Origin of the sequence: Desulfobaculum bizertense DSM 18034, assembly GCF_900167065.1 — a bacterium.
GTDB lineage: Bacteria > Desulfobacterota > Desulfovibrionia > Desulfovibrionales > Desulfovibrionaceae > Desulfobaculum > Desulfobaculum bizertense.
Window position 1 is genome coordinate 110,306 of record NZ_FUYA01000005.1, and the last position, 26,537, is coordinate 136,842.

Annotated in this window: 29 protein-coding genes; 21 read left to right on the plus strand and 8 right to left on the minus strand. The window is 52.0% G+C overall.

What is annotated here, in order from left to right; translation table 11 throughout:
* Positions 1-57: 57 nt before the first annotated feature.
* A complete protein-coding gene (locus B5D23_RS08720) occupies positions 58-738 on the plus strand; it encodes a hypothetical protein (protein ID WP_078685048.1) in 681 nt (226 codons plus the stop codon).
* 63 nt (positions 739-801) lie between these two features.
* Here the strand turns inward: B5D23_RS08720 and rfaD are convergent, their stop codons facing one another.
* On the minus strand, positions 802-1,770 hold the full coding sequence (gene rfaD, locus B5D23_RS08725) for an ADP-glyceromanno-heptose 6-epimerase (RefSeq protein WP_078685049.1): 969 nt from the start codon (positions 1,768-1,770) through the stop codon (positions 802-804).
* Between the two features lie 168 nt (positions 1,771-1,938).
* Here rfaD and hisH point away from each other — a divergent pair, with 168 nt between their 5' ends.
* The 3 genes from hisH to B5D23_RS08740 all read left to right on the plus strand — a co-directional run bounded on the left by hisH (position 1,939) and on the right by B5D23_RS08740 (position 4,065).
* Complete coding sequence (gene hisH, locus B5D23_RS08730) at positions 1,939-2,583, plus strand: imidazole glycerol phosphate synthase subunit HisH (protein WP_078685200.1); 645 nt, start codon at positions 1,939-1,941, stop codon at positions 2,581-2,583.
* Complete coding sequence (gene hisF / locus B5D23_RS08735; protein ID WP_078685050.1) at positions 2,573-3,352, plus strand: imidazole glycerol phosphate synthase subunit HisF; 780 nt, start codon at positions 2,573-2,575, stop codon at positions 3,350-3,352. The genes hisH and hisF overlap by 11 nt, the downstream gene beginning before the upstream one ends.
* A gap of 200 nt (positions 3,353-3,552) precedes the next feature.
* Positions 3,553-4,065, plus strand: a complete 513-nt coding sequence (locus B5D23_RS08740; protein ID WP_078685051.1) for a NifB/NifX family molybdenum-iron cluster-binding protein — start codon at positions 3,553-3,555, stop codon at positions 4,063-4,065.
* 116 nt (positions 4,066-4,181) lie between these two features.
* On the opposite strand, the gene B5D23_RS08745 is transcribed toward B5D23_RS08740, so the two are convergent.
* From B5D23_RS08745 to B5D23_RS08765, 5 genes are all read right to left on the minus strand, one after another.
* Complete coding sequence (locus tag B5D23_RS08745) at positions 4,182-4,676, minus strand: rubrerythrin family protein (RefSeq protein ID WP_078685052.1); 495 nt, start codon at positions 4,674-4,676, stop codon at positions 4,182-4,184.
* A 190-nt stretch (positions 4,677-4,866) separates the two neighbouring features.
* Complete coding sequence (moaC, locus tag B5D23_RS08750; RefSeq protein ID WP_078685053.1) at positions 4,867-5,349, minus strand: cyclic pyranopterin monophosphate synthase MoaC; 483 nt, start codon at positions 5,347-5,349, stop codon at positions 4,867-4,869.
* A 3-nt stretch (positions 5,350-5,352) separates the two neighbouring features.
* On the minus strand, positions 5,353-6,489 hold the full coding sequence (gene dnaJ, locus B5D23_RS08755; RefSeq protein ID WP_078685054.1) for a molecular chaperone DnaJ: 1,137 nt from the start codon (positions 6,487-6,489) through the stop codon (positions 5,353-5,355).
* A gap of 3 nt (positions 6,490-6,492) precedes the next feature.
* Positions 6,493-6,714, minus strand: coding sequence for a DNA-directed RNA polymerase subunit omega (rpoZ, locus tag B5D23_RS08760; RefSeq protein ID WP_078685055.1), 222 nt, complete (start codon positions 6,712-6,714; stop codon positions 6,493-6,495).
* A gap of 49 nt (positions 6,715-6,763) precedes the next feature.
* Entirely contained in the window at positions 6,764-8,065 is a 1,302-nt protein-coding gene (locus tag B5D23_RS08765) for a hypothetical protein (RefSeq protein WP_078685056.1), read from the minus strand.
* Between the two features lie 245 nt (positions 8,066-8,310).
* On the opposite strand from B5D23_RS08765, the gene B5D23_RS08770 reads away from it, so the two are divergent.
* From B5D23_RS08770 to B5D23_RS08850, 17 genes are all read left to right on the plus strand, one after another.
* The gene (locus B5D23_RS08770; RefSeq protein ID WP_078685057.1) at positions 8,311-9,051 is read left to right on the plus strand and encodes a tRNA lysidine(34) synthetase; all 741 of its coding nucleotides are present in this window, start codon (positions 8,311-8,313) and stop codon (positions 9,049-9,051) included.
* A 74-nt stretch (positions 9,052-9,125) separates the two neighbouring features.
* Positions 9,126-10,028 (plus strand): M23 family metallopeptidase, encoded by a 903-nt coding sequence (locus tag B5D23_RS08775; protein ID WP_078685058.1) that lies wholly within the window; start codon positions 9,126-9,128, stop codon positions 10,026-10,028.
* 171 nt (positions 10,029-10,199) lie between these two features.
* On the plus strand, positions 10,200-10,982 hold the full coding sequence (gene fliR, locus B5D23_RS08780) for a flagellar biosynthetic protein FliR (protein WP_078685201.1): 783 nt from the start codon (positions 10,200-10,202) through the stop codon (positions 10,980-10,982).
* A gap of 11 nt (positions 10,983-10,993) precedes the next feature.
* The gene (gene flhB, locus B5D23_RS08785) at positions 10,994-12,064 is read left to right on the plus strand and encodes a flagellar biosynthesis protein FlhB (protein WP_078685059.1); all 1,071 of its coding nucleotides are present in this window, start codon (positions 10,994-10,996) and stop codon (positions 12,062-12,064) included.
* A 23-nt stretch (positions 12,065-12,087) separates the two neighbouring features.
* Positions 12,088-14,220 (plus strand): flagellar biosynthesis protein FlhA, encoded by a 2,133-nt coding sequence (gene flhA / locus B5D23_RS08790; RefSeq protein WP_078685060.1) that lies wholly within the window; start codon positions 12,088-12,090, stop codon positions 14,218-14,220.
* A complete protein-coding gene (locus B5D23_RS08795; protein ID WP_078685061.1) occupies positions 14,210-15,289 on the plus strand; it encodes a flagellar biosynthesis protein FlhF in 1,080 nt (359 codons plus the stop codon). The genes flhA and B5D23_RS08795 overlap by 11 nt, the downstream gene beginning before the upstream one ends.
* A gap of 61 nt (positions 15,290-15,350) precedes the next feature.
* Positions 15,351-16,115, plus strand: a complete 765-nt coding sequence (locus tag B5D23_RS08800; protein WP_233815001.1) for a MinD/ParA family protein — start codon at positions 15,351-15,353, stop codon at positions 16,113-16,115.
* Positions 16,069-16,857, plus strand: a complete 789-nt coding sequence (locus tag B5D23_RS08805) for a FliA/WhiG family RNA polymerase sigma factor (protein ID WP_078685063.1) — start codon at positions 16,069-16,071, stop codon at positions 16,855-16,857. The genes B5D23_RS08800 and B5D23_RS08805 overlap by 47 nt, the downstream gene beginning before the upstream one ends.
* Positions 16,858-16,881: 24 nt before the next feature.
* On the plus strand, positions 16,882-17,265 hold the full coding sequence (locus tag B5D23_RS08810; protein ID WP_078685064.1) for a chemotaxis response regulator CheY: 384 nt from the start codon (positions 16,882-16,884) through the stop codon (positions 17,263-17,265).
* 35 nt (positions 17,266-17,300) lie between these two features.
* A complete protein-coding gene (locus B5D23_RS08815; protein WP_078685065.1) occupies positions 17,301-18,005 on the plus strand; it encodes a flagellar basal body-associated FliL family protein in 705 nt (234 codons plus the stop codon).
* The gene (locus B5D23_RS08820; RefSeq protein ID WP_078685066.1) at positions 18,006-18,338 is read left to right on the plus strand and encodes a hypothetical protein; all 333 of its coding nucleotides are present in this window, start codon (positions 18,006-18,008) and stop codon (positions 18,336-18,338) included.
* Positions 18,339-18,371: 33 nt separating this feature from the next.
* Positions 18,372-18,788 carry a hypothetical protein gene (locus B5D23_RS08825; RefSeq protein ID WP_078685067.1) on the plus strand — a complete coding sequence of 139 codons (417 nt, stop codon included), beginning with the start codon at positions 18,372-18,374 and terminating at the stop codon, positions 18,786-18,788.
* A gap of 11 nt (positions 18,789-18,799) precedes the next feature.
* Positions 18,800-19,669 carry a hypothetical protein gene (locus B5D23_RS08830; RefSeq protein ID WP_078685068.1) on the plus strand — a complete coding sequence of 290 codons (870 nt, stop codon included), beginning with the start codon at positions 18,800-18,802 and terminating at the stop codon, positions 19,667-19,669.
* Positions 19,670-19,773: 104 nt separating this feature from the next.
* A complete protein-coding gene (locus tag B5D23_RS08835; RefSeq protein ID WP_078685069.1) occupies positions 19,774-20,760 on the plus strand; it encodes a tRNA dihydrouridine synthase in 987 nt (328 codons plus the stop codon).
* 37 nt (positions 20,761-20,797) lie between these two features.
* Positions 20,798-21,646 carry a 4-hydroxy-3-methylbut-2-enyl diphosphate reductase gene (ispH, locus tag B5D23_RS08840; RefSeq protein WP_078685070.1) on the plus strand — a complete coding sequence of 283 codons (849 nt, stop codon included), beginning with the start codon at positions 20,798-20,800 and terminating at the stop codon, positions 21,644-21,646.
* A gap of 40 nt (positions 21,647-21,686) precedes the next feature.
* Positions 21,687-22,652 (plus strand): chemotaxis protein, encoded by a 966-nt coding sequence (locus tag B5D23_RS08845; RefSeq protein WP_078685071.1) that lies wholly within the window; start codon positions 21,687-21,689, stop codon positions 22,650-22,652.
* A gap of 50 nt (positions 22,653-22,702) precedes the next feature.
* Complete coding sequence (locus B5D23_RS08850; protein ID WP_078685072.1) at positions 22,703-24,346, plus strand: NAD+ synthase; 1,644 nt, start codon at positions 22,703-22,705, stop codon at positions 24,344-24,346.
* A 55-nt stretch (positions 24,347-24,401) separates the two neighbouring features.
* On the opposite strand, the gene hypE is transcribed toward B5D23_RS08850, so the two are convergent.
* Positions 24,402-25,409, minus strand: coding sequence for a hydrogenase expression/formation protein HypE (hypE, locus tag B5D23_RS08855; RefSeq protein WP_078685073.1), 1,008 nt, complete (start codon positions 25,407-25,409; stop codon positions 24,402-24,404).
* A 3-nt stretch (positions 25,410-25,412) separates the two neighbouring features.
* Complete coding sequence (gene hypD / locus B5D23_RS08860; RefSeq protein WP_200803644.1) at positions 25,413-26,504, minus strand: hydrogenase formation protein HypD; 1,092 nt, start codon at positions 26,502-26,504, stop codon at positions 25,413-25,415.
* Positions 26,505-26,537: the final 33 nt, after the last annotated feature.

Genomic DNA, 26,537 nt, shown 5'->3' on the forward strand with positions numbered 1-26,537 from the left:
ACACGAAAGCCCTGTGCGTTAAAACTCAATGACGATTCGCAACAAGGAGTATGCGTTATGTTACGGGTCGAACTCAGCGGATATATAAATGACATAGTGATAACCGCACTTCCTGCACGATTTATTCACAGGATTTACAGTCATTGCCTCGGCAAACACAGCACACCGTATGCAGCAAACACCTGCTTCAAGGGTATTCTCTACTTTGACAACACCTTTGCCTCGCATTTTGCAGAAGAAGCAGGCTTTGACTGGAACGGCTGGCGAAATACTCATCAACTCTACAGGCAGCAAGGCTTTAGCACAAAGACGTCGCTTTCGCTCAAACTGCTTGAAGGAAATGAGCCAGTTCGCGAGCTGCATCTTGAGAACTGTGACTGCTCTATCCAGCCATTCCCAACGGAACAGCTTCTTGCTGACACAGACAAAAATAGTGTGCTTGTGCTCATGGGGGCGGTCAACAAAGCCCGCCAAACTTTGAGCATTGAGGGGATTTCAGCTCAGGACCTGCCCCAAAAGCTTGATCTGAGCATCGACAGTTTTGAAGGCTTTGGGTTCGGGGAAACCCTGCTGAAAGACATCACCTGTTGCGGTCAGCATTTTGAAAACCTGTCTGGCGAAAGTCAGGAACAAAAAATGATTGACCCATGTTTTCTCTCATCGCTGGGCCTCCAGTTCAATCTCGCGGACCTGCCTCCGCTGGACTGCAGCTGTCGGGTTCACGATCACGCCCGGTGAAAGACTTTTTCACACACATAAAAAGGCCAGCCGCACAGCGACTGGCCTTTTTTCTCTTCATCTCTAAAGGTAATGGTCTGGAGCCATCAGGTAGCCCCGAACATAATCTTCAACACTTTTCTCCAGCGGCATAAATGCCACCGGACAAGCAGCGTCTTTCAGGCGCTGCATATTAGCCTGCGTGTAATACTGATACTTGCCCCGAAGCTCCAGAGGCATATCAATGTAATCAATATTTACAGGCTGATTCATTGCTCCAAACACGGCTTTTACCAAATCATTCCATGTTTCAGCACGCCCAGTTCCCAAATTGAAAATGCCATTCACGTCCCGATGCTCCAGGAGCCACCACATGACGTCAACGCAGTCCTTAACATACACAAAATCACGCATCTGGCCGCCGTCCGGGTACTTTTCATTCTCCGAACGAAAGAGCTTCATTTTTCCGGTCTGGGCAATCTGCTGAAAAGCCTTACACACCACAGAGCGCATATCGCCCTTGTGATACTCGTTCGGGCCAAACACATTGAAAAATTTCAGACTCACCAGACGGTCTGCATTCTCTGTTTTGAGACTCCAGACATCAAAAAGCTGCTTGGAGTAGCCATACATGTTGAGCGGCCGCAAGGCCGATACCTGCGAAGGTGCATCATCAAAACCAAGGCTTCCGTCACCATAGGTCGACGCACTGGAAGCATTCACAAAACGAACGCCATGTTTCAGGCAATATTCTGCAAGGGTCTTTGTATAATGGAAATTATTTTCCATTAGATAATTCGCATCTCGCTCTGTTGTAGCGGAACATGCGCCCATATGCACAACAGCATCCAGGCCCCGAAGGGGTTCACAGCATATACGCTTGAGAAACTCGTCTTTATGACAAAAGTCACTAAACGATCTATTGACGAGATTTTTCCACTTTTCTCCAGATCCAAGGTCATCCACAATCAGAATATCTGTTATCCCCATCTGATTGAGTTTCCAGACAAAAGCGCTGCCAATGAAACCCGCGCCACCGGTGACAACAATCATATGGATTCTCCTTTTTCTTTCTTCTGACACCCAGTTCTATAGAGCATAACATTTTTTGAAAAAGCTGTAGCGCAGCTTTCACAGACAAAAATCATACGTCGTAACGGGGTTTTTCTTGTACAAAAAATAAATTTTCGCTATTTCTGCCTATTCTACGGAGGAAATTATATGCTCGCGATTCTCGATTACAAGGCAGGAAACCAGACATCTGTTTCCCGTGCACTCACACACCTCGGCATTGACAACGTCATCACCGCAGACGCAGACACGCTGCGCCATGCTGACGGCGTTATCTTTCCCGGAGTAGGAGCTGCTGGGCAGGCCATGTCTGAACTCACGAAAACAGGTCTTGATTCCGTCCTCAAAGACCTCATCGCAGAACACAAGCCCCTGCTTGGCATCTGCGTTGGCTGCCAGATCATGCTTGAGCATTCCGAAGAAAACGACTGCGAAACTCTGGGCATCATCCCAGGCGAGTGCCGCTTGTTTTCCGCCGGAATGAGGGAAGAGGACGGAACCCCTGTCCGCATTCCCCATATGGGCTGGAATGCAGTAACTCCCCTCCACGATGACGAACCACTTTTTCGTGGTATCAGTTCTGGTACAGAATTCTACTATGTGCACAGCTATTATCCTGCACCTGCACCAGAATTTTGCCTCGCCACCAGCGTTTATGGGCAGGAATTTTGCGCCATGCACGGAAAAAACGGGCTTTGGGCTGTTCAGTTCCATCCCGAAAAGAGTGGAAAACCCGGATTACAGCTTTTGAAAAATTTCCACGACTACTGCATGGAGGCCTCCAATGCTGAGTAAACGCGTTATCCCCTGTCTGGATGTCCGCGATGGACGACTGACAAAAGGTGTCAAGTTTCAGGGCAACGTCGACATTGGCGATCCCGTTGAAACGGCCCGACGCTATGCCGAAGAAGGTGCTGACGAACTGGTCTTTTATGATATTACAGCATCCCACGAAGGCCGCGGCATCATGCTCAAGGTCGTTGAAAATGTCGCCAGCCAGATTTTCATTCCGTTTAGTGTTGGCGGTGGCGTTTCCACGGTTGCAGACATGCGCGATGTTCTTCTTGCTGGTGCCGAAAAAATTTCCATCAACTCTGCTGCCGTCAAAACACCAGAGCTAATTTCTGAGGGTGCCGCAGCATTTGGCGCACAGTGCATCGTTGTCGGCATGGACGTGCTCCGAGTCGACGTTTCCGAAAAAATCCCCTCAGGCTATGAAATTGTCATCCACGGGGGCAGAAAGCACACAGGACTCGACGCCATAGCATGGGCACGCAAAGCCGAACAGCTCGGTGCAGGCGAATTGTGCATTAATTCCATTGACGCAGATGGCACACGCGACGGCTATGAGCTGGTCCTGACCCGACTTATTTCTGAATCAGTTGGTATTCCAATCATTGCCTCTGGTGGCGCAGGCTCTCCCGAGCACATGGCTGATGCCATCACCAAAGGCAAAGCCTCTGCTGCACTTATCGCCTCTATTGTGCACTACGGCCAGTACACCATTCGCCAATGCAAAGACGTTATGAAATCGCACGGCGTCAAGGTCCGCGAATCCTGGTAAACTCCAGAAACACAAAAGACCCTACACTTTTGTAGGGTCTTTTTTTTCGTCCAGGGCGCAATTCTCGCCCTATCCCTTCTTTTGTGGCGCGACTCTCGCCCCCTCCCTTCGAGCATATTTTGCTAACATACTTAAATTATTCATATTTCATATTCGGCACACTTGTTGCCTCTAAGAAGAGGTAAACAAGGAGTTCACATATGAAATATGCAATCAGCAGTATGGGAAGTACTCCCAACAGCGCTATGGATATGCGTTTTGGTCGAGCAAGCAGCTTCCTGCTTTATGATTCTGACGCCAAGACATACACGCCCATCAGCAATGCCGGAGCTTCCGTCATGGCTCAGGGCGCAGGAATTCAGACCGCACAGGCTGTCATTGATGCTGGCGCAGAAGCCGTCATCACTGGTCGTGTTGGTCCCAATGCGGAAGCTGCACTTAACCGTGCAGGCATCCCGATCTATCTTGTTGCTGCATCGACAGTAGAAAATGCCGTCCAGCAGGTTGAAGCTGGTGCGCAGCCCATGCAGCCCGGAACCGCAACTCAGGCCAATGTTGGCATGGGTGCTGGTATGGGCATGGGCCTTGGCCGAGGTGCCGGAATGGGTGCTGGAGCCGGTCGTGGCATGGGAATGGGTCGTGGAATGGGCGCTGGCCGCGGTATGGGCGGCGGCGGTCGTGGCATGGGTGGTGGCGGACGCCGCAACTGGTAGGCCCTTCAAAAAAAGACATTTCTTAGCCTCAGCTTAGTCGGCCACCCTCCTCTATGAAAACGGCGTGGAAAGCTCTCTCTCCACGCCGTTCTTTTTTTACGTTCTGTTCCTACTCACTACTCAGACAAAAAATATGCCTCAACTTTGGCATTACAGACAGGACACGCCTCTGTGGGCTTTCCTTCGTGAATATGCCCACAGACACTACAGACGTAGTACTCAACTTTCGGCATATTCTCTGTGTCATTCAAAGCCTTTTCATACAGACAGGCGTGAACTTCCTCGACCTCATTGGCAAAGGAAAAATACCGGGCAACAGCACGCTCGTCTTCTTCCTGTGCTTCCTTAATCATGGCCGGATACATTTCCTTAAATTCATAGGTCTCGCCATTCAGCGCGCTCACCAAATTTTCTTTGGTGGAACCGATGCCCTTCATCAGGCGCAGATGGGCATGGGCATGGATGGTTTCTGCTGCCGCAGCAGCACGGAAAAGCTTTGCAGCCTGAGTGAAGCCCTCTTTGTCTGCCTTGTCTGCGAATGCCAGATATTTTCTGTTTGCCTGAGATTCCCCGGCAAATGCCATTTCCAGATTCTTACTGGTTTTGCTCATTCTCTCTTCTCCATGTGAAACGTTTAGACACTGCGCCACTGCGCAAGAGGCACCAGTTTACACGCAAACACAAAATGGATTCAAGCTTTTCAGGAATTTGTCCTAATATGTTACGTTTGCGCCCGCCAGAGCACAAAAAAGGCCCGTACAAACACGTACGGACCTTTGAAAACAGTATCGCAGCAGCAGTCTAGCGCGGGGCATTATAGGTGCCGCTTTTGCCTCCACTCTTGTGAAGCAGGCGACAGCCTGTAATTTCGATATCGCGCTGGACAGCCTTGCACATGTCATAAATTGTCAGTGCTGCGGCCTGTGCCGCAGTAAACGCCTCCATCTCAACACCAGTCTGGCTGGCGGTACGGGCTTCTGCCTCAATGCGAATCGTCGAGCGTTCTGCATCGGGAGAAAAACGGACGTCTACGTATGACAGCGGCAGCGGATGACACATAGGAATGAGATCTGCGGTGCGCTTTGCAGCCATGATGCCGGCAATCTTCGCTGTGGCAAGGGCGTCACCCTTGGGCAGTGCATTTTCCGAAAGCATGGCAAATGTCTGAGCCGAGAGAACAACCTGAGTTTCTGCAATGGCGACACGCTGGGTTACGGCTTTCTGACCCACGTCCACCATTCTCGTATTTCCGGATTCATCAATGTGCGAAAGCTTTGCAGTCACGCCTTACTCTCCCATGACTTTATCTGCGGTCTTTTTGAAAAAAGACTTCACCTTGTGCAGGGGCTTTTTCTGCTTTTCTTCCTCGAGACGGGCAAACTCACGAAGCAAATCTTCCTGCTCACGAGTCAAATCCTTTGGCGTCTTAACCTGAACCTCAACAAGCAAATCGCCACGGGGACGACCACCAAGGCCGGGCATACCAAGATCACGCAGGCGCAGGACCTTGCCGCTCTGGGTTCCCTTAGGGATATGCAGCTTGGTCGGCTCGTCAAGAGTAGGAATCTCCACGGTGTCGCCCAGTGCAGCCTGTGTAAAGCTCACATCCAGACGGTAAATCAGATGCTGGCCTTCACGCTCAAAGACATCGTCTTCTTCCACGTAAATAACCACATACAGATCTCCGGGAGGTCCACCAAACTCGCCGGGTTCACCTTCGCCGCGCAGACGCAGGCGGGAGCCATTGTCTACACCGGCAGGAACACGGACAGAAAGATCACGGGTTTCCTGAACAATGCCCTCACCCTTACAGCGGGGGCATGGGTTCTTGATCACCTGACCACGGCCATGACACACCGGGCAAGGGACAGAAACACGGAAGAAACCCTGACTCTGGGTCACCTGACCAGATCCACCACAGTGCTGACAGGTCTCAGGCTCGGAACCTTCTGCGGCACCAGAACCGTGACATTCAGGACAGTGGGCTTTCCGAGGAATGCTCAGGGTGATTTCATCGCCCTTGGCAGCCTGACGGAACGACACCTTCAGATTGTAGCGAAGGTCTGCACCCGCAGTGGGGCGAGGGCCTCTGCTGCCACCAGCAGCACCGCCAAATCCAAAAAGGTCGCCAAAAATATCGCCAAATGAAGAAAACACGTCTTCGGCATTGTGGAAACCACCACCGCCAAATCCGCCACCATTCATCCCTGCATGGCCAAACTGGTCAAACTGGGCACGCTTCTGGGCGTTGCTCAGGACCTCGTAGGCCTCTGCGGCTTCCTTAAACTTATCTTCAGCTTCGGAGTCGCCGGGATTGCGGTCAGGATGATACTGAAAAGCGAGCTTGCGGTACGCCTTTTTAATTTCGTCCTCAGAGGCATCCCGGGAAACCCCTAGGACTTCGTAATAATCTCTTTGAGACATAATTTACTTGCTTGCGGCAGTGTCGCTGACTTCTTCCGGATGTTCATTGGGTACGACCTTGCCAGCAGCGATCTCACGCAGTGCGGTAACAATTTCCTTGTTTTTGCACTGGACCAGGGGATCATATCCTTCACGGAACTGCTTCACGCGCTTGATGGCCATCTGCACGATCATGAAACGATTATTAACGTTTTGCAGGCAGTCTTCGACTGTAATGCGTGCCATGTAGGTCTCCTTGATTTTCACCGGCGCCCCGTGCGCACGGCGGAATGTATTACAAAGCCTCACTTCCGCCATCTTCGGCAGGAAGGAAGCTTTCCAGTTCGTTCATCAGTTTTTCGTCAACAGGGAAGCTGGCTTCGCCCGGTGAAGGGTGCACCCAGCACTGCCCTTTTGGCAGCTTTGGATCACGGAAAAACTCCAGTTCAAACTGCGTGGCGTCCTGTGTATTTTGCAAAACAACCCGCACAGCAGAGACAGCTGTACCGGGCAGTTCAACAGGGCCATATTCATACTGAAGTGAAGTAAGCTTCCAAAGGAGCATGTCAATACCCGGGCGGTTCAGAAATCCATTTTTGTCTTTCCAGCCCTTGGCCGCACGCTCAACATGAAGGCGTCTTTTTCCGTGAGAAATGCTTACCGTCGTTATCTTTCCGGGTGCAAAAGGAACCAGCCTTCTGTCAACCAGAGAAAAAGCATTTAAGTCTAATTGATAGAAGGCACTGCGGTCAAGTCCAAGACGCTCCTCCTGTTGGGAGCTTTTGACGACAGGGTCCTGGTCTTCCTGCAAAAAAATATCCAGTCCAAGGCGGTGCCCCCGGAAGGTCTCAAGCTCGACCCGAAGGTCTGGCACTGTAGACAGCGGCGTGCCCAGTGCTTCTTCCACCTTGCCCTGCAAGAGGGTCAACCGGTGCAAAAACAGCTCAAGCCTGTCTTCAAGTACAGCCCTGTTTTCCAGCTTTTCTGGAGCCAAAAAAACATAGCCGCCGTCCCGGGCTTCTGCTTCCCAAAAATCCCCGGCCAGTGGAGACACGGCAACATGCTTCACGCTATCCACATCAAAACGCAAAAGATGCAGATCGCGGAACCAGTTCATATCGCGCAAAAATGCCTCGCCCCGCCACTGGGGCAAAAGGCTTGCGCCCTGACCAGTATCAACAAGAACCTGAGTGGGAGAAATTTGTACAGAAAACGCCATAGAGCCATTCACAGTCACCGTTGCCTGACGCTCTTCCCCGGTCCGGGTTGGCTGGGCAGGTCGACTCGAAAGCCCCTGACTTGCTTCTCGGGCAACGCGCAAAACCTGCAAAAAGGCTTCGACCCGCTCCCTGTCCGCAGGATATTCAAGATTCTTTTCCTCGCACTGGACCTGCCATTTTCCTCGGGAGAGCTGCACAAGCGAAAACGCGCCTACAGGATTCGACACGTCGACCCGCTGGACCTTGTCCGTATCGCTCAATGTGGCCTGCATGCCCTGCTGCACAAAATGGTATGGCAAATTCACGGCGACGAGCGTTGCTCCCGCCAGGAATGCACACACGAGCGCAAGCAGTATGAGACGTCGCTTCCCTTTCACAAAAATAAACCTTTCCAGTGCGTTACCCAGAAAAAAACGAAAAAGCCACGCACAATGCGTGGTCTTAAAATCGTTCTATTATCCCTGCCAAAGCTTTCCTGTCAAGTTATTCAGTGCCGGTCTCGCGCATTTCTCATTGCACTCCACTGGTCCTTTTATTATCCATAACCCGTTACGGGAACGCATTCTGCGCCCTCTCTTTTTTTGAAGAAAAGATAATTCATACCATTTTAAGAGGATATAAAATGGCACAGTGGGGAAAACTCACATATGCCCAGAAGCAGTGTCTGGGCGCGACAGGGAAGCTTATGATGGATGCGCGCATGATTTCCGAAGGCGCGCGTATTGGAATTGCATGTTCTGGCGGTGTCGACAGCTGGGTCATGCTGCAAATTCTCGCCATGCGTCAACGCATTCTACCCTTTCCGGTAGAACTTATGATTTTGCACGTGAACCCCGGTTTTGACAGCACCAACCACAGTCCGCTGGTTGACTGGGCACGCGAAAATGGCATCAGTGCTCACATTGAAGTTACCGACCATGGCATGCGTGCCCATTCCGACGAAAACAAAAAGCGCTCTGCCTGTTTCTACTGCGCCATGCTTCGCCGCAAACGCCTCTTTGAACTCTGCGGCCAGTATAACCTGACGCACCTTGCTTTTGGGCACACCGCCGACGACCTTGCCTCGACCTTTTTCATGAATATTTTCAAGACAGGAAATGTCTATGGGCTTTCTATGGCAGAGGACTTCTTTGGGGGCAAGCTCAAGGTCATTCGCCCGCTCATGTATCTGGAAAAAAAGACAATCATTAAAGCTGCCAAAGATTTCCAGCTCCCTGTCTGGCAGAACCCCTGCCCCTCCGCCGGAGCAACAGAGCGAAGCCGAACCGAAGAACTGCTGACCGAAATTTACGGGAGCAACAAGAATGTCAAACGAAATGTGATGCGTGCGTTACAGCGCTGGCAGCTTGACTTGACCGCATAATTCCACTAGTTCTTGGGCAGTATTGTGTTCCGATTTCTCATCAACTTTATCTAGGTACGGAACCGATAGACACCATGCTCTTCCGGAAATACCAAATTGTCGTATTCAAAGAAGACGAGGGAATCTCAAAAAAATTCCAGCTGAGAGGCTGGGCCTTCCTTTGTCTCTTCTTCATTCTGGCTGGTCTCGCCGCAAGTAGCGGTTATCTCTGGCAAAAAACGCTCTGTCTGAACAATACGGAACAACGCCTCGCGTCTGCCGAACAACAAAATCAGCAGCAGCAAACCCAGATGCTCGCTCTCTCCTCCAAGCTCAAGCGCCTGCAGGATGGGCTGTCCCGCATCAGAGATTTCGACTCCAGACTTCGCGTTATGGTCAACCTCGACCAAAACAAAAAAGTCTCGGACGCTTCCCTTGGTGGTCCTGCACCTGCATTTGAAGACAACTATCTTCCCATGCACAAACAGGAACTCCTTGCGCGAAAGATGCATGGTTTCTTAAACCAGCTCAACACAGAAGTCCGTCTTGAAGAGGTCCGCCAGCAGCAGCTGATGCAGGCCATTCGCAAAAACAAGGACCTCTGGGCCGCAACGCCGAGCATCTGGCCGACGCAGGGCTGGATTTCTTCCCCGTTTGGAGCGCGAACCTCGCCCTTCACCACGGCACGGGAATTCCACAAAGGCATCGACATCTCCGCCCCCATTGGCACACCTATTTATGCCACGGCACGCGGAACCGTCACCTTGGCCCGTCGCGAAGGTGGCTATGGTCTCTGCCTTATGGTTGACCACGGCGCAGGCATCAAGACCCGCTACGCCCACATGCATTCGTTTGTGGTCAAGCGTGGCCAGAAAGTCAGCCGAGGTGAGCTTATTGGCTACGTCGGAAGCACGGGCCGCAGCACCGGACCTCATCTGCACTATGAAGTGCGCCTTAACGGTGTCCCGGTGAACCCCATGCGCTATGTTCTGAACTAGCCAACACACAAAAGAATTTGAAACCGCCCTGATTTTTCGGGGCGGTTTTTTTCTGCCAAAAATTTGGCCCTCCGCGCCTCACTTTTTCTGCCCAAAGTCCAGACATGCCCAGCCTTCCTCACTCATCTGGGCTTTCCCACGCATGGCCCATGTTTTGCAAAACTTCACCCCATGCAGATATTTGGTCTCAACCCGGAACATATCCTGAGCTTTTTTCTGACGCTTTTTCGCATCAGTCTCATTCTCTTTGTCCTGCCCTTTTTTGGCGGCAAATCCATTCCTAACATGGTGAAATTCTCACTGTGCCTCGTCCTGTCATGGGCACTCTGGCCGCACCTGTCTTTCTCTGGCATCCTCTTTCCCAAAAACCTCTGGGAAATCGCAATCATGATTGGCGGAGAACTCGTGATAGGTCTGACAATGCGCCTTGTCGTGGACTTTCTTTTTGCCGCCGTTCAAATGGGCGGTCAGATCATTGGCTTTCAGATGGGCTTTTCCATGATTAACATCGCGGACCCCCTGACTGGTGCCTCAGAAATTATCACATCACACTTTCTGTACATGACCACTCTGCTCACCTTTCTAGCCCTCAATGGGCACCTTTACCTGATACGAGGTCTAGCAGACAGCTTTGCTCTCATCCCCCCTGGGAGCCTTTTCCTCCAGCCAGAACTCGCCACCGGCATGCTCAAGCTGGCAGGGAACATCTTTGTTATGGCCATCCGTATTGCAGCCCCGGTTATGGCAGCCCTGTTCATGGTTGACCTTGCCCTTGCCCTTGTTGGTCGTGCCGCCCCCCAGATGCACGTGCTGATTCTGGGCTTTCCCATCAAGATCGCCGTCGGCTTCTTCTTTATGGGCATTCTGTTCACGTATCTGTCCAGACACGTAGAAGAATTTATTTCCACAATGGGACCAGCCTTCACAACGCTGTTCCAGCTCATGCAGCACTAAGGCGAAACACAATGGCACATGATCCGAGTAAAACAGAAAAAGCGACACCGAAAAAACGAGAGAAAACTCGTGAAGAAGGAAATGTCGCAAAAAGTCAGGAACTCAGCAAAGCGACAACCCTTCTTGGAGGACTTGCCGCGCTGTACATGTTTCATGGCATGATCGCCAAAGAGCTGCACGACATCTTTACATGGACCTGCACAGAGGCGTTTACCTTCTCTCTGACCTCAGAGTCCGTCTACATGCTCTTTCAGTCCCTCGCAGCCAGTCTTGCCACAATGCTCCTCCCCTTTATGGGCGTTCTCTTTGTCGTTGGTTTTCTGACCATGCGCCTGCAGGTGGGACAGCTCTGGACGACCAAAGTCTTTGAACCCAAGTGGGACAAAATGTTTGACGTCCCCAAAGGTGTTCAGCGCCTGCTTTTTGACCCAAAACTCTTTGTTCGTCTGGCAAAAAGCATCTTGCAGGCCCTTGCTATTGGTCTTGCGCCATACATCGTCCTGCGCGACGAGATCCCCAACCTTGCCCCCCTGTTCTTCAATAATCCGCTGGGCATTTCTGCATACATGCTCTCCACTGGCGCAAAAATGACGCTCTACGCTCTTGTCCCCATGCTTGCTATCGGCATTGGTGACACCATCTACACCTTCTGGGACTACGAACAGAACATCAAAATGAGTAAGCAGGACGTCAAGGACGAGTTCAAGCAGATGGAAGGTGATCCGCACATCAGAAACAAGCAGCGCGAAAAGATGATGAAGACAATGAACTCCCGTATGCTCAAGCAGGTCCCGGAAGCAGACGTCGTCATCTGTAACCCTACACATATTGCCATCGCGCTCAAGTACGACGCCATGCAGGCTCCAGCTCCAATTGTTTTGGCAAAGGGCGTGGATCACATGGCCGAAAAGATCAAAAAAATCGCACGAGAAAATGATATTCCTCTGCGGGAAAACAAGCCTCTGGCACGGGCTTTGTATAAAGTTGTAGAAGTTGGGGACATCATCCCCGAAGAAATGTACCAGGCAGTGGCTTCAATACTGGCCCAGCTTCACAAATTCAGCCGAAACACTTCCCGATAACGTAGACAGAGGACGTCAATTTTATGGCACAGTCACCTTCCTTCGCAAAAATGAATTACCAGAGCTTCGCCAAGCAGGGCGACATCATGCTCGCCGTTGGTGTTATGGTAATTCTCTTTGTGATGCTCATCCCGCTGCCGACGATCATACTCGATCTCATGCTGACCTGCTCCATATCCTTGAGTCTTGTGGTCCTGATTACTTCCATGTTCATGACCTCACCTCTTGAGTTTTCCATCTTTCCTACCCTGCTGCTGGTTGCAACCCTGACCAGACTGGCGCTGAACGTCGCGTCCACCCGCCTGATTCTCATGCATGGCGATCAGGGCACCGATGCCGCAGGTAAGGTCATTGAGGCATTTGGTCAGTTCGTTGTTGGTGGTAACCTCATTATCGGTATCATCATCTTCCTGATTCTGTTCGCCCTGAACAAAATGGTCATCGTCAACGGTACAACCCGTATCGCCGAGGTTGCCGCACGCTTCACACTGGATTCTCTCCCAGGTAAGCAGATGGCAATCGAGGCTGACCTGAATGCAGGCATTATTTCTGAGGCAGAAGCGACTCAGCGCCGCCACGACATCCGAAAGGAAGCAGACTTCTACGGTGCAATGGATGGTGCTGGTAAGTTCGTTTCTGGTGACGTCAAAGCCGGTATCCTCATCACGTTTATTAACATCATCGGTGGCATCGTCATCGGCGTCTGCCAGAAAGGCATGCCATGGACCGAAGCCGCCCACACATATTCCCTGCTGACGATTGGTGATGGTCTTGTCTCCACAATCCCCTCACTGATTATTTCGACCAGTTCCGGTCTGATTGTGTCCCGCGCAGCTGCAGAGGCTCGCATGGGTGAAGAATTTATTGGCCAGCTGACATTCCATTCCAAGGCTCTCAAGCTGACCAGTGCCATTCTGCTCGTTTTCGCAATGGTGCCGGGCATGCCGACTCTGGCATTCCTCGCCCTGGCAGGAATCGTGTTTGGCGTGTCTATCCTTTCTGGCCGCTACCACAAAGAAATGGCAGACGGTGCAGAGGCTGGTTCTGGCTCCAAGTCTGGAAGCAGCGCAGGCGGCGACGCCAATGTCCCCTCTCCAGACAGCCCAGAAGAAGTACAGACGCTCTTACCTTTGGATACACTTGAACTTGAAGTTGGCTACGGACTCATTCCGCTGGTTGACGAATCACAAAACGGCAACCTGCTGGAGCGTATCCGCTCCATCCGCCGACAGTTCGCTCTGGACATGGGTGTGGTGATCCCCTCTCTGCATCTGCGGGATAACCTCCAGCTCAAGCCCGGTGAATACTCCGTGCTGGTCAAGGGCAACTCCATTGCCACTGGCGAAATCATGATTGACCACTATCTGGCCATTGACCCCGGTGATGCCAAGCATCGCATTCAGGGTCTGGAAACCCGCGAGCCAGCCTTTGATCTCCCGGCTCTGTGGATTCCCGAAAGCCAGAAAGAAGAGGCCATGCTTGCTGGTTACACGGTTGTCGATCCGGCAACTGTCGTGGCAACGCACCTGACCGAAGTCTTCCGCCGCAACCTTTCCGAATTCCTTGGCCGTCAGGAAACCCAGTCCCTGCTGGACAATCTGGCAACCCGCGCGCCCAAGGCTGTGGAAGAACTGGTTCCCAACACACTCTCTCTTGGTGTTGTGCAAAAAGTCTTGCAGAACCTTGTGAGTGAAAACATCTCCATCCGTGATCTGCTCACAGTCGTTGAAACTCTTGCCGACTATGGAACAGCAATCAAGGATTCTGAACAGCTTACAGAATACGTCCGCTCCAAGATGGGCCGGACCATTATCAAACCATATCTGGACAGCGAAGGCGTTCTTCCAATTATCACGCTTTCCCACAACGTGGATAAAGCCTTTACAGAAAGCCTTCGCCAAACCGAACAGGGGACATTCCTTGCGATGGAGCCGGGCCTTGCCCAGCGCATCATTCAGGAAATCAATGGCGCATCTGAACGCGCCGTTGCAACAGACGGTCAGCCCGTCCTGCTGAGTTCCCCGGTTATCCGGCCGCACCTCTCGCAGCTGCTTGTTCGCTTCGTTCCAAACCTGCCGGTAATTTCTCAGGCTGAAATTCCCGCAGACATCAAACTCGTAACTCTGGCAAACGTGGATATCGATTATGCAGGTTAAAACATTTCGTGCTAAGAACTCTTCGGAAGCTCTCTCTCGTGTCAAACAGACCCTCGGCTCTGACGCTGTCATCCTCGACACCAAAAACTTTTCTGAAGATGGAAAGAAGTGGTGTGAAATTACAGCGGCAATGGATGCTGAGGCCGACGACAGCACTCTGCTGGACAACAGGGACGCTGCATCCGGCTGGAATGAATTTCACAAAGAATGGGACGTCATCAAAAAACACATGATGACCCTCATCAAGCCTCAGCTTGATCTGGGCAGCCTCGCCCCCCGCCAGCGTCAGGCGCTGGAATTTCTGGAGCGCGAAGGCGTGAGCGAAGGTGTCACTCTTGGACTTTTTGACCAGCTCAAGAAAGACTCCCGGATGTCCATTCTTCAGCCTCTGGGCAAATGCGTCACCACCAAGGCATGGGGCTGGAAAAATTATCATCAAAAAATCCATGTATTGACAGGACCTAGCGGAAGCGGAAAAACAACCTCACTACTTCGTATGGCAATGGCCTGTCACGCAGAACGCCCGAACGCCAAGATCTGCATTGCCAACGCGGACGCCCTGAGCGGCCGCACCCGCCACTATCTGCGGCACTTTGCGGAGCTTTCCGGGATGACGTATAAAGACATATGCAACGCTCGCGACATACGCGCGCTGCTCTCGGAATCTCAAAAATTTGACAGGATTTTCATAGACTTGCCGAGCAGTTCTCACTCTCTGCGGCTTGACAGACAGCTAGAACTCCTTGGTATGGGTGAAGTACGGGATATGGCTGTGCATCTGGTTCTTTCGCCCCACTACGCGCCCGGACAGTTCGAACTGTTCACTCGCAGATTCGCATCTGCAAAATGCGCGTCCATTATCTGGACGAAACTTGATGAAGCCTGTAATTTCGGCGCCGTACTCAACACGGCATACGCCACTGGACTTCCTGTGGCTGCCCTTTCGATTGGAACTGGTCTGCGCGGAACTCTTGTGCCGGCCGAAACTGTCATGCTGTGGAAACTCGTCTTCAAGCACCAGCTTCCTGACAGCCCCCTAGAGGAAAAACGTGGCAACGACGCACAATAACGCATCCCCACACAACAGCTCCTTTCCACACGTTATCTCGGTAACGTCGGGCAAGGGGGGTGTGGGCAAAACGAACATCAGTGTCAACTTGGCCTGTCTGCTTGCAGACATGGGCAAACGGGTTGTGCTGATGGATGCAGATTTGGGTCTGGCAAACGTGGATGTGGTTCTGGGACTGACTCCCGAGCGGAATCTGTTCCACCTTTTCCACGAAAATGCCTCACTCGAAGATGTTTTGTGTAAAACGCCTTATGGATTTCAGATACTTCCAGCCAGCTCCGGCATCTCCTCGATGCTGGAACTCGACACGGGTCAAAAGCTCGACCTTCTGGAATCCGTAGACGCAATGGAAAACGACATTGATTACCTGATCGTCGACACTGGCGCAGGCATCAATGACAATATGTTGTATTTTAATCTTGCAGTGCAGGAACGCATTCTTGTCCTGACTCCGGAACCAACGTCTTTGACGGACGCTTACGCACTTATCAAGGTGCTCAAAATCCGCCACGGCGTCGATCGCTTCCGGGTTCTGGTCAACATGGCAAAAGACATGGCTGCAGCAAAAGAGGTCTACCTCAAGCTACACAAAGCCTGCGATCAGTTCCTGTCTGGTATTTCTCTGGATCTGCTCGGAGTCTTGCCCGTGGACAAAAACGTCCGCAATGCAATTGTTCGGCAAAAGCCCTTTACCCGAGAATTTCCTCACAGCGCGGCGAGCATCGCCCTTGCAGATGTTTCCCGCAAGATCAACACTTGGAAAGCACCGACACAGCTCGATGGAAACATTAAATTCTTCTGGAAAAAGCTCCTGTTCCAAAGCTGAGCCCTGGAAGCAGCTTGAGTCGGGAGAAGTGCGCTGGAACGATTTTAGTCCCTATCATCAGGAACTCATCGTTCGGCACTTCGCTCCCAAGATCAAGATTCTGGCGCTCAGAATGAAAGGGAAGCTGCCACAACAGGTGGAGTTAAACGAACTGCTCTCCGCGGGCACGCTCGGTCTCATTGAGTGCCTTGGGAAATTTAATCCCGAGCTGAAAATCAAGTTTTCAACCTACGCAGAGAATCGTATAAAAGGCGCAATGCTTGATGAGTTGCGCAAAATGGACTGGTTCTCGCGTGGACTACGCCAACGCGTCCGGCTTCTGGAAGACGCTTCCAGAAAAATCGAACGTACCACTGGCCAGCGCGCCAGCAACAAAGAACTTCAGGAAGCAACTGGTCTGTCTGAAAAAGACGTCGATACTGCGCTCACAGCGCAACAGAATCAGCTCTGTCTGAGTATTGACGCTGTGGATGACCACTTCTCCCCATCTCCGGAAACGCAGAATCAGGACGAGCCGTTTTTAAACGTCGCATTTAAAGACATCATCGGAAAAATCGCCCATCTTATCGACCAGTTGACGGACAGAGAGAAGCTGGTATTGTCCCTCTACTATAAAGAAGAGCTCAATATGCGTGAAACTGCCGAGGTCATGGGGATTACCGAAGGCCGGGTTTCGCAGCTCCACTCACAGTCCCTACACAAACTGAAATCAATGTATCGTAAACAATACGGTCAGGATTAACTTTTAAAGATCAGGAGAACTTCCATGGCTCTCGATACAAACATGCGTATCCTCGTTGTTGATGATTTTTCTACCATGCGCCGCATCATCAAAAACATTCTCCGTCAACTTGGCTTCACCAACATCGTTGAAGCAGATGACGGCACGACCGCATGGGAAGCCCTGAACAAAGACAGCATCGATTTTATTGTGTCTGACTGGAATATGCCTCAGATGTCTGGCATCGACCTGCTGCGCAAGGTTCGCGCCAGTGAAGAATTTGCAGCCATTCCTTTCCTGATGGTCACTGCTGAAGGCTTGCAGGAAAATATCATTGAAGCAGTTCAGGCCAAGGTCTCCAACTACATCGTCAAGCCCTTTACCGCCGAGACCCTGAGCCAGAAGATCGAAAAAATCTTCGAAAACTAGGCATAACTTCAGCGGGAGAGAGCTGAGCCAAGATCATGACTGATGAACTTGATGATTTTCTAAATGGCGACGACGAATCAGAACTCGTAGACGCTGAATCCGAAGAGCAGACTGCGTCTTCATCTCGCGAAGCTCAAAAAGTTGAACTCGACCTTGAAGACGCACCTTTTCTTGAGGACGATGAAGATGATGACGAGGGCGAAGACACAGAAAATCTGCCCGCAGAAACTTCGGAATCTTCTCAGAAAGACCATGCCAAGCCACTGTATCGCCAGCCCAAAATCATCATTGCAGCAGCTGTTGCAGTGCTCATTGCGGTTGCCCTCTGCATATATTTTGGCACAAAGCCTGCAAAGGAATCCGTAGCACAACCCAAAGAGACGGCAAGCTCCACAGAGTCGCAAAAATCACCTGCGGAACTTGAAAAAAACGGCGATGAATTCATTGTCTCGTTCGAACCTTTTTGGGTGGAGCAAAAGGCCAAGGATTCCAAAACCCGTTTCCTTGTCTGCAGGTTCTCTACGGTAACGCAGAGTGAAAAGCTGTCGTATGAAGTTCAGCAGAAAAAAGTCATCCTGCGCGATGCCATTTTCTACTACCTGCACAACAAGGATCTCAAATACCTTGCTGACAAAAAGAACGTCAAAGAACTCAAAAAAGATGTTCTCTCAGTCATCAACCAGTATTTGGGGAACGGACAGATCGAAACCCTGCTTATTGAGGAATATCTGGTGAAGTAAATGTCGACAGGCATCAACCTTCCTGTTTTGCTTGGGCAGCTTCCATATCTGTCTAAGCTCACGAGTGAAGAGCAGACAAAGCCGGAAACACAAACCGCCTTTGCCGAACGACTTGCTCAGGAAGAGGCCCAGCGCGAAAAAAGCTCTGTGGCCAACGTTGATCCCAAGACAGGGACCAAGGCTGTCGATAACGAAAGCCATGAGAACCAGAATTCGCACCACCACGAGCTGAAAGACCGCGCGCACCAAGACCACGAGGATAACTCCGAGGAACAGGACGCAAAGCCTATTCAGACTCCGTGGGCAGGGAACATCATCAACGTCAAAATCTGACATACGTCAGCTGACAGAGCACAGATTTCGCCCATGACTTCGTTTATTGTTCTTCTTACACTGAGTATCTTCGAGCTGATTTTGCTCGGCCTGCTGTTTATTTTTTTCCTGCGCCTCAAGCGTTCGGAATCCACCCTTAACGCCCTGCAAAAGAATCAGGAATCTTTGTTGCGCCGTCTGCACATGAATGCCGAGCTGGAGCACGAACTTGTTTCGAGCTTTGAGGACCGGCAGGCAGAACTGGCAAAACTGGATACTGAGCTGGAAGAACGTACAGAAGAGCTGCAAAAGCTCATCGATCAGGCCAAAACCCTGTCCCGTTCTCCACAGTTTTTGCGAGAAGTTATTCTGTCTGGGCACCGTCAGGGCAAATCTGCTCAGGCGCTGGCCCTTTCCACTGGTCTGTCCTTTGATGAGGTCGAACTCATCCTTGAACAGGCCGGAGCATAGAGGCGAAAAATATGCGTATTGGCGGCTATGGAAGCGGATTCAGCGGTGGCAACCCTTCGGGGTCGCCGGAATATAACCGCCGAGTCTTCCGTAGCCGCTTTCGTGTTGGCGAAAACATCCACGGCCGTCTGCGCTATTATATTCGCCCAGAGCTTGCGCTCATTACCGTCGAAGGTATTGAGCTGACCGCCCAGATTACTTCTCTCCCGGCCCCACAGCCGGGGAACCTTGTGTGTTTTCGCATTCTCCAGCTCACTCCCGAAATTATTCTTCAGGAAAAAGGCATTTCTCACGCCCCGGCATCGGCACTGGAAACAGCCCTCGCCTCCTTTCATCACACTCGTGGCCTCTTTGAAAAAGCCGCCCGACCAATTCTCTTTAGCCCCAAGCTTTCGCAATGCCCTCCCGCAAAGCGCCATACGTTTTTTATGAACGAAATAGACGCGGCTCCAGAGCTTCCAGAGTTATGGAAAACGGTCTGGGCAAGCTGCGCCACGCTTCGACAGGAACTCAAAACAGTTGGCCCGTGGGAAATGGCATATCGTCCGTGGCAGTTCCCCGGCATGACGGAATCCGAATGTGTGCAGGATGCCCAGTACAGTTCAGGACTTCGCGGAGAAGCTGCCCTTTCGGCCCTGCACCCAGACTGCGGGAAACTCGAAATCAGAAACTACCTGCTGGACCCACATGCCCAGTGCCAGCCAGCAATGGAACATCCCGCAGAACGCCCAGACATCACGGCGCTGGCCAGCCTGTTCCTCCCCCATCCCAACCACACCATTTTTCTGGCAGCGGTGCCTCTCCCCCCGTCCTCCCAGCACGGCAGCATCGCCCGCATCATCCAAAAAGCCCCCTCTGGACATCTTCGCCTTACTGTTTAGCTCTCTTGTATTCAGCGCCCCACAATGATAGACACGGGGCAGTTTGAAGGCGTGCGGCAGGACTTTGCCGACGCTTTTTTCCTTCACCAGAACCCAAAGATTGCATGAACAGAACAACGCACCCCCTTATTGCGGCAGACAGCCCCTGGCTGGCACCGCTTGCCGGATATTCCGACCTGCCATTTCGCCTGCTCTGCCGAGAGTACGGCTGTAAGGTCGCGTGCACAGAAATGGTCAGCGCCAAAGGCCTTGTGTACGGTGGTCCCGGCACAGGAAACCTTTTGGACACCGTTCCCGAAGACAGCCCGCTTGTGGTCCAGCTTTTTGGCAGTGAGCCAGAATTCTTTGAAAAAGCTATGGACATTCTTCTTGAGCGTGGTTTCAAATATTTCGATCTTAACGCAGGTTGCCCGGTCAAAAAAGTGACAAAGACAGGCGCAGGTTCAGGGCTTCATAAAAACCTTGACCGTCTGGAGTCCATAATCCGTGTCATGCACGACAAGGCACCGGGAAACAGCGGCGTCAAGTTTCGCCTTGGCTGGGATGGCGAGGAAGAGAATTACCTCGAAGTTGGCAAACGCGTTGAGCAGGCAGGCGCAGCCTGGGTGAGCTTTCACCCCCGCTACGCACGGCAGGGCTATGCAGGCACAGCAAACTGGGATGCCTTGGCCCAGCTCAAGCAGGCCGTCACCGTCCCCGTCATTGCAAGCGGCGACCTGTTCACGGCCGCAGATGCCCAGCGCTGCATCGCGGAAACAGGCGTTGATGGCGTCATGTTTGCGCGGGGTGCGCTGTATGCGCCATATGTTTTTGATGAATACAATACGCTTTTGCGCGGCGAAACACCTGCGCCACAGACAGGAGAAATGCTTGCGGCAATGATTAGCCGCCACGCCAAGCTCATTCAGGAGCATTTCCCCGGGAAAAAAGCACTGGTTAAAATGCGAACCATTGTTCCGCGCTACGTTCGCAACATGCCCGGAGCACGTATTTTACGCTCGCAGGTCGTAGCCTGTGATTCATGGGAAGCACTGTCTGACTGCGTCCACGAATTTTTATGTCATCAGCCAGAACCTGAAGACGAGGCATAAGGCCTCATTCTACCCGGATATTCTCAAGGGAGAGGACATGGAAGTCATTTTAGCTGAAACAGCTGGTTTTTGTATGGGTGTTGGCCTTGCGCTGAAAAAACTCGACAAAACTGTGGGGGAAAAAGAAAACGGGGACAAGATTAACACTCTGGGTCCCATCATCCACAACCCGCAGGTTTTGGAGCACTACCGCCAGCAGGGTGTTGACGTCATCGACTCCCCAGACGACGCAAACTCTGGCGATACCGTCGTCATCCGTGCGCACGGCATCCCACGAACCGTTGAGGAGTGCCTGCGCAACAAAGACGTCAAAATCCATGACGCCACCTGTCCCAAAGTCAAAAAGGCACAGCTGCTTATCGCCAAGCAGGCTGCGGCAGGACGCACGCTGCTGCTCTTTGGAGAAGCAGATCATCCAGAAGTACGCGGGCTTTTGTCCTATGCCAATGACGACGCCATTGTCTTTGAATCCCTTGAAGAGCTAAAAAATATTCTCAAACCCGGAACAGCATACTTTTTGGCTGCGCAGACCACGCAGGACCGCAAGCTCTTTGAGCGCATCAAAAAATACCTGCTCGAAACACTCCCCGAAGCCATGCCCATTCTGGAAACAATCTGTGATGCCACGCAGATACGACAGCAAGAGGCTATAGAAATTGCCCGTAAGGTCGACAAGATGGTTGTAGCCGGAGGCCGAAATAGCGGCAATACCCGGCGTCTTGTTCAGGTCGTAGAAGAACAGGGCACGGAGTGCTTTCACGTTGAAACCGCCGACGAGCTTCGGGCAGAAGACTTTTCCAGCGCCAAAACCGTTGGCTTAAGCGCCGGTGCGTCAACACCAGACACAATCATCCGCTCCATCTACGAAACGCTGCAATCTTTCTAAATTTCAAACGCTTTCTCATAAAAGCGGTGGAGGGTCTCAGATGTCCCAGACCAATATTCTGCTGGAAGCAGGAACAAACGAGCTGGAAATCGTCGAATTTTATCTCGATGAAGACAATGGGGATGGCACAAGCTACAAAGGCTATTACGGCGTCAATGTCGCCAAGGTTCTGGAAATTATCCGAATGCCACAGGTGACGGGAATGCCCGAAGTCTCTCACCCGTCTATTCTCGGTGCATTTAATCAGCGCTCGCGGGTCATCCCGCTGGTCGACCTTGCAACATGGCTCAACAAGTACCCTGTTGAAAAGGAAGCGCCCAAGGTTATCGTCACGGAATTCAATCAGGTCAGCACGGCCTTCAAGGTTTCTGGCGTAACCCGCATCCACCGCATTAGCTGGGAAGACGTTGAATCTCCCTCAAAATATGTCATGTCCATGTCTGGCAATTCCATCACAGGTGTTGTCAAAATGGATGACCATATCATTTTCATTCTTGATCTCGAAAAGATCGTCGCAGACCTGAACCCTGCTCTTGGCTTGCGACTGGATGAAACCATTGCCTGGGGCGACCCAGAAAATTACAAGGCCCTTGTTGCTGATGACTCGGTGCTCGTCCGCGAAATGCTCAAAGACCTGCTCCAGAAAGCAGGCTTTGTTGTTGAGGTTGTCGACAACGGCCGAGAAGCATGGGACCGCATGGAAGAAATTCGCGACACAGCCGAGCGCGAAGGCAAGCCAATCTGGGACTACCTGAATGTTTTGGTCTCTGATATTGAAATGCCAAGCATGGATGGTCACAACCTGACAGTTCGTGTCAAAAACGACCGGACCCTGCGCAAGCTTCCGGTAGTACTCTTCTCGTCACTCATCACGGACAAGCTCCGCCACAAGGGACTTTCTGTTGGAGCTGACGACCAGATTTCGAAGCCCGAAGTGTCCCAGCTGGCCCTGAGAGCCAAAAAACTTATTGAACAAAAAATGGAAGAGGATAAGGCCCTCGCCTAATCCCTGAGATATTAGAAAAATCCGGTGCCTTAGGCCGGTGAATGCTACGAATGAAAATCGCTCTGCTGCAAATCAATTCCACAGTTGGTGATCTTGCTGGCAATGCCCAGGAAATCGCCACCGCAGTCAAAACTGCCGCTCGCTCAGGGGCAGAACTTTGCGTCTGTCCCGAACTCGCCATCATGGGCTACCCTCCCCGCGATCTCCTTCTTCAGGGGAATTTTGCTGAACAGGCCGAGCAGCAGCTCACGGCCCTTGCAAAAGAGCTGGCGGAACTGCCGCCAACGCTGGTCGGAACTGCCCGTCGCAATGAAGGCTGTGGAAAGCCTTTTCACAACTGCGCGGCCCTGCTCAAAGACGGGCAGGTCGTGGAGTACTTCTGCAAAACGCTATTGCCGTCTTATGATGTCTTTGACGAAGACCGCTACTTTGAAGCCTCCGAAGGTCCAGGATTTTTTGACCTGAACGGCACAAAGATTGCGGTCACGGTTTGCGAAGACGTTTGGAATGATTCCGCATTCTGGGATACCCAGCACTACGCCAATGACCCCATCAAGAGTATCCAGAAGGAACATGCCGACATCATTATCAACCTTTCGGCGTCTCCCTTTGTTCTGGGTAAGCAGAAAGTCCGTCAAACCCTGCTCGCGCAGGTTGCCAAGGCTCTGGAAGCACCTCTTGTCTATGCCAATCAGATCGGTGGCAATGACGACCTGATCTTTGCAGGTCGAAGCATGGCATTTTCCGCAGACGGCACACTTCATTCCCGCGCAGCATCCTTTCAGGAAGATATTCTGCTCGTCGACACCGACACACAGAATGGTCGCATCGAAGATGACGACTTTTGTCCAGAGAGTGAAGCATGGCGGGGCCTTGTGCTTGGACTTGGTGACTACGTCAAAAAATGTGGCTTTCGCCGTGCCCTGCTTGGCCTTTCCGGTGGCATCGACTCGTCTCTTGTCGCCGCAGTTGCAGTTGAGGCGCTTGGTGCAGACAATGTTCTCGGCGTATTAATGCCCTCTCCGTGGTCCAGTGAAGGAAGCCTGAGCGATGCAAAGGCTCTTGAAGCCTCTCTTGGCATCAAGACGCTAACGGTTCCCATTGCGCCTATCATGGAGAGCTTTGACAGCAGCCTTTCCGAGGCCTTTGCTGGATACGCGGCAGACGTCACCGAAGAAAATATTCAGGCCCGCATTCGTGGCAACCTGCTTATGGCCATGTCCAACAAATTCAGTTCGCTGCTCCTGACCACAGGCAACAAATCTGAACTAGCCGTTGGCTACTGCACTATTTATGGCGACATGTCCGGTGGTCTTGCGGCCATTTCCGACGTCCCCAAAACACTGGTCTTTTCTCTGTGTCGCTGGCTGAATGAACACAAGGGCCGGGAGATTATCCCGGAAACCGTAATCACCAAGCCCCCGTCAGCCGAGCTGCGTCCCGACCAGAAGGACGAAGACAGTCTGCCGCCCTATGAAACGCTTGATGCTATTCTGGAACAGCTCGTCGTATTCCGACAGTCTCCTGAACAGATTGAAGCCAAGGGCTATGACCGAGACACCATCGACCATGTGCGCCGCCTCCTGCGCGGAGCCGAATTCAAACGTCGACAGGCTGCTCCGGGTCTCAAAATTACTGACCGCGCCTTTGGGACAGGCTGGCGCATGCCGCTTGCCGCAAAGTACATGTACTAAAACAAAGCCCCCGCTCATTCAGAACGGGGGCTTTTCTTTTGTCATATGGAAGAAGCTAGCAGATTCGAGGAAGCTGTTCGCCTTCAAGCATGTTCAGCAGACGCTTTCCACCAAGTGGAGTCTGGAGCACAACCTTGCCCGGATGGTCCGCAACAACGCGACCAACACGGCAGGCATCACGCCCCTTGTCATCTGCGCGCATAATCTCCAGCGCCTTCTCCGCCTTCTCTTCCGGCAGGATGCACAGGAATTTTCCTTCATTCGCCAAATACAGCGGATCAAGGCCCAGCACATCACAGCCAGACTGCACGCCCGGCCGGACAGGCACCAAATCCTCTTCCAGCACAATGCCAACTTCCGAGGATTCCGTAATTTCATTCAGCGTCGTTGCCAGACCGCCACGTGTGGGGTCACGCAGGACATGAACGTCTCCAACCTGCGTCACAAGCTTTCCAAGCAAATGATTCAGGGCCGCGCTGTCACTCTCAATAGAGGTTTCCAGCGGAAGCCCTTCGCGCTGGGCCAAAATGGTCAGGCCATGATCTCCCATCGTGCCGGACACCAGCACAACGTCACCGACTGTGGCCCTGTCACCTGCGGGATGGTCCTCTGTCAGCAAAGTTCCAACGCCTGTGGTATTAATAAAAATTTTGTCTGCCATTCCCTTGGGCACGACCTTGGTATCGCCTGTCACAATGCTTACACCAGCATTTCTGGCGGCTTCACCCATAGACTGCACAATGCGCTCCAGCACATCAAAATCCAGTCCTTCTTCAATAAGGAAGCCACAGGAAAGATACAGCGGCTTGGCACCAAGCATCGCCACGTCATTCACGGTGCCATGCACAGCCAGAGAACCAATGTCTCCACCCGGGAAGAAGATAGGATCCACGGTAAACGTATCCGTGCTCATAGCCAGTGGGCCTGTCACATCCAAAAACGCGGCATCATCCAGCCGGTTCAGAATCGGATTCGAAAAATGTGCCTTAAACAGGCTGGAAATCAGTCGCTGCGAGGCACGTCCACCACTGCCGTAGTCTAATAAAACTTTTTTATCGCTCATGGCCTAGAGTTCCGTATTATATTTGAAGTATGCGGCACAGGAGCCTTCCGTGGAGACCATGCACGGTCCCACAGGGCTGGCAGGTGTGCAGACCTTGCCAAACAGGGGACACTTGTTCGGAGCGAGTTTCCCCTTGAGTACCTCTCCACAGCGACAGCCGGGGATAGGCTTTTCTTCATGCAGCTCCAAGCCAAGCACCTTTTTGGCATCAAAGGCTTCATAGGCAGGGGCAATTTTCAGCCCACTCATGGGCAACAGCCCAATCCCTCGCCACAAAGCATCTGTTGGCTCAAAGACCTTTTCCATAAATTCTACTGCGCGTGGGTTGCCGTTTTCCTGCACTGCTCGTGTATAATGATTGACCACTGCGGCGCGCCCCTCATTATGCTGTCGCACCAGTTCCAGCAAAGACTGGAGAATATCCAGCGGATCAAAGCCCGTGACGACTGCAGGCAGTTGAAATTTTTGCGGCAGAAAATCATAGGGATGCGTCCCCACAACAACCGCGACGTGCCCTGGAATTATAAGCGCATTGACCTTGATTTCCGGGTCACTCATCAAGGCATTCAACGCTGGTGGCACCAGCTTGTGGAATGACAGAACAAAGAAATTTTTCAGGCCCTGCTGTTCGGCCATGTGAATCGTTGCCGCAACAACAGGCGCCGTGGTCTCAAAACCAATGCCCAAAAAGACCACTTTTGCATCAGGATTCTGCCGGGCGAGTTCCAGCGCATCAAAAGGCGAATACACCACCTTGATTCTGGAGCCCTCAGCCTGCGCCGTTTTCAGGTTGCGCCCCTCTGGTCCCGGCACCCGCATCAGATCACCAAACGTCGCAACAATCACATCCTCACGGGCTGCAAGATCCAGATACATTCCCACTTCACTTTCGTGAGTGACACAAACTGGACAGCCCGGTCCAGAAAGATGAATAATATTTTTGGGTAGCAGGGAATGCAGGCCACTACGGAAGATAGAAACAGTGTGTGAGCCACAAACTTCCATAAAACGCAGTTCGTCATGGAGTTCTTCATGGATTTTATCCAGAAGCGAACGGCATAGCCTTGGGTCACTAAAGCTCTTGAGCATATTCACTACGGCACCCTTTCCCTGATCTCTAAATTTCTA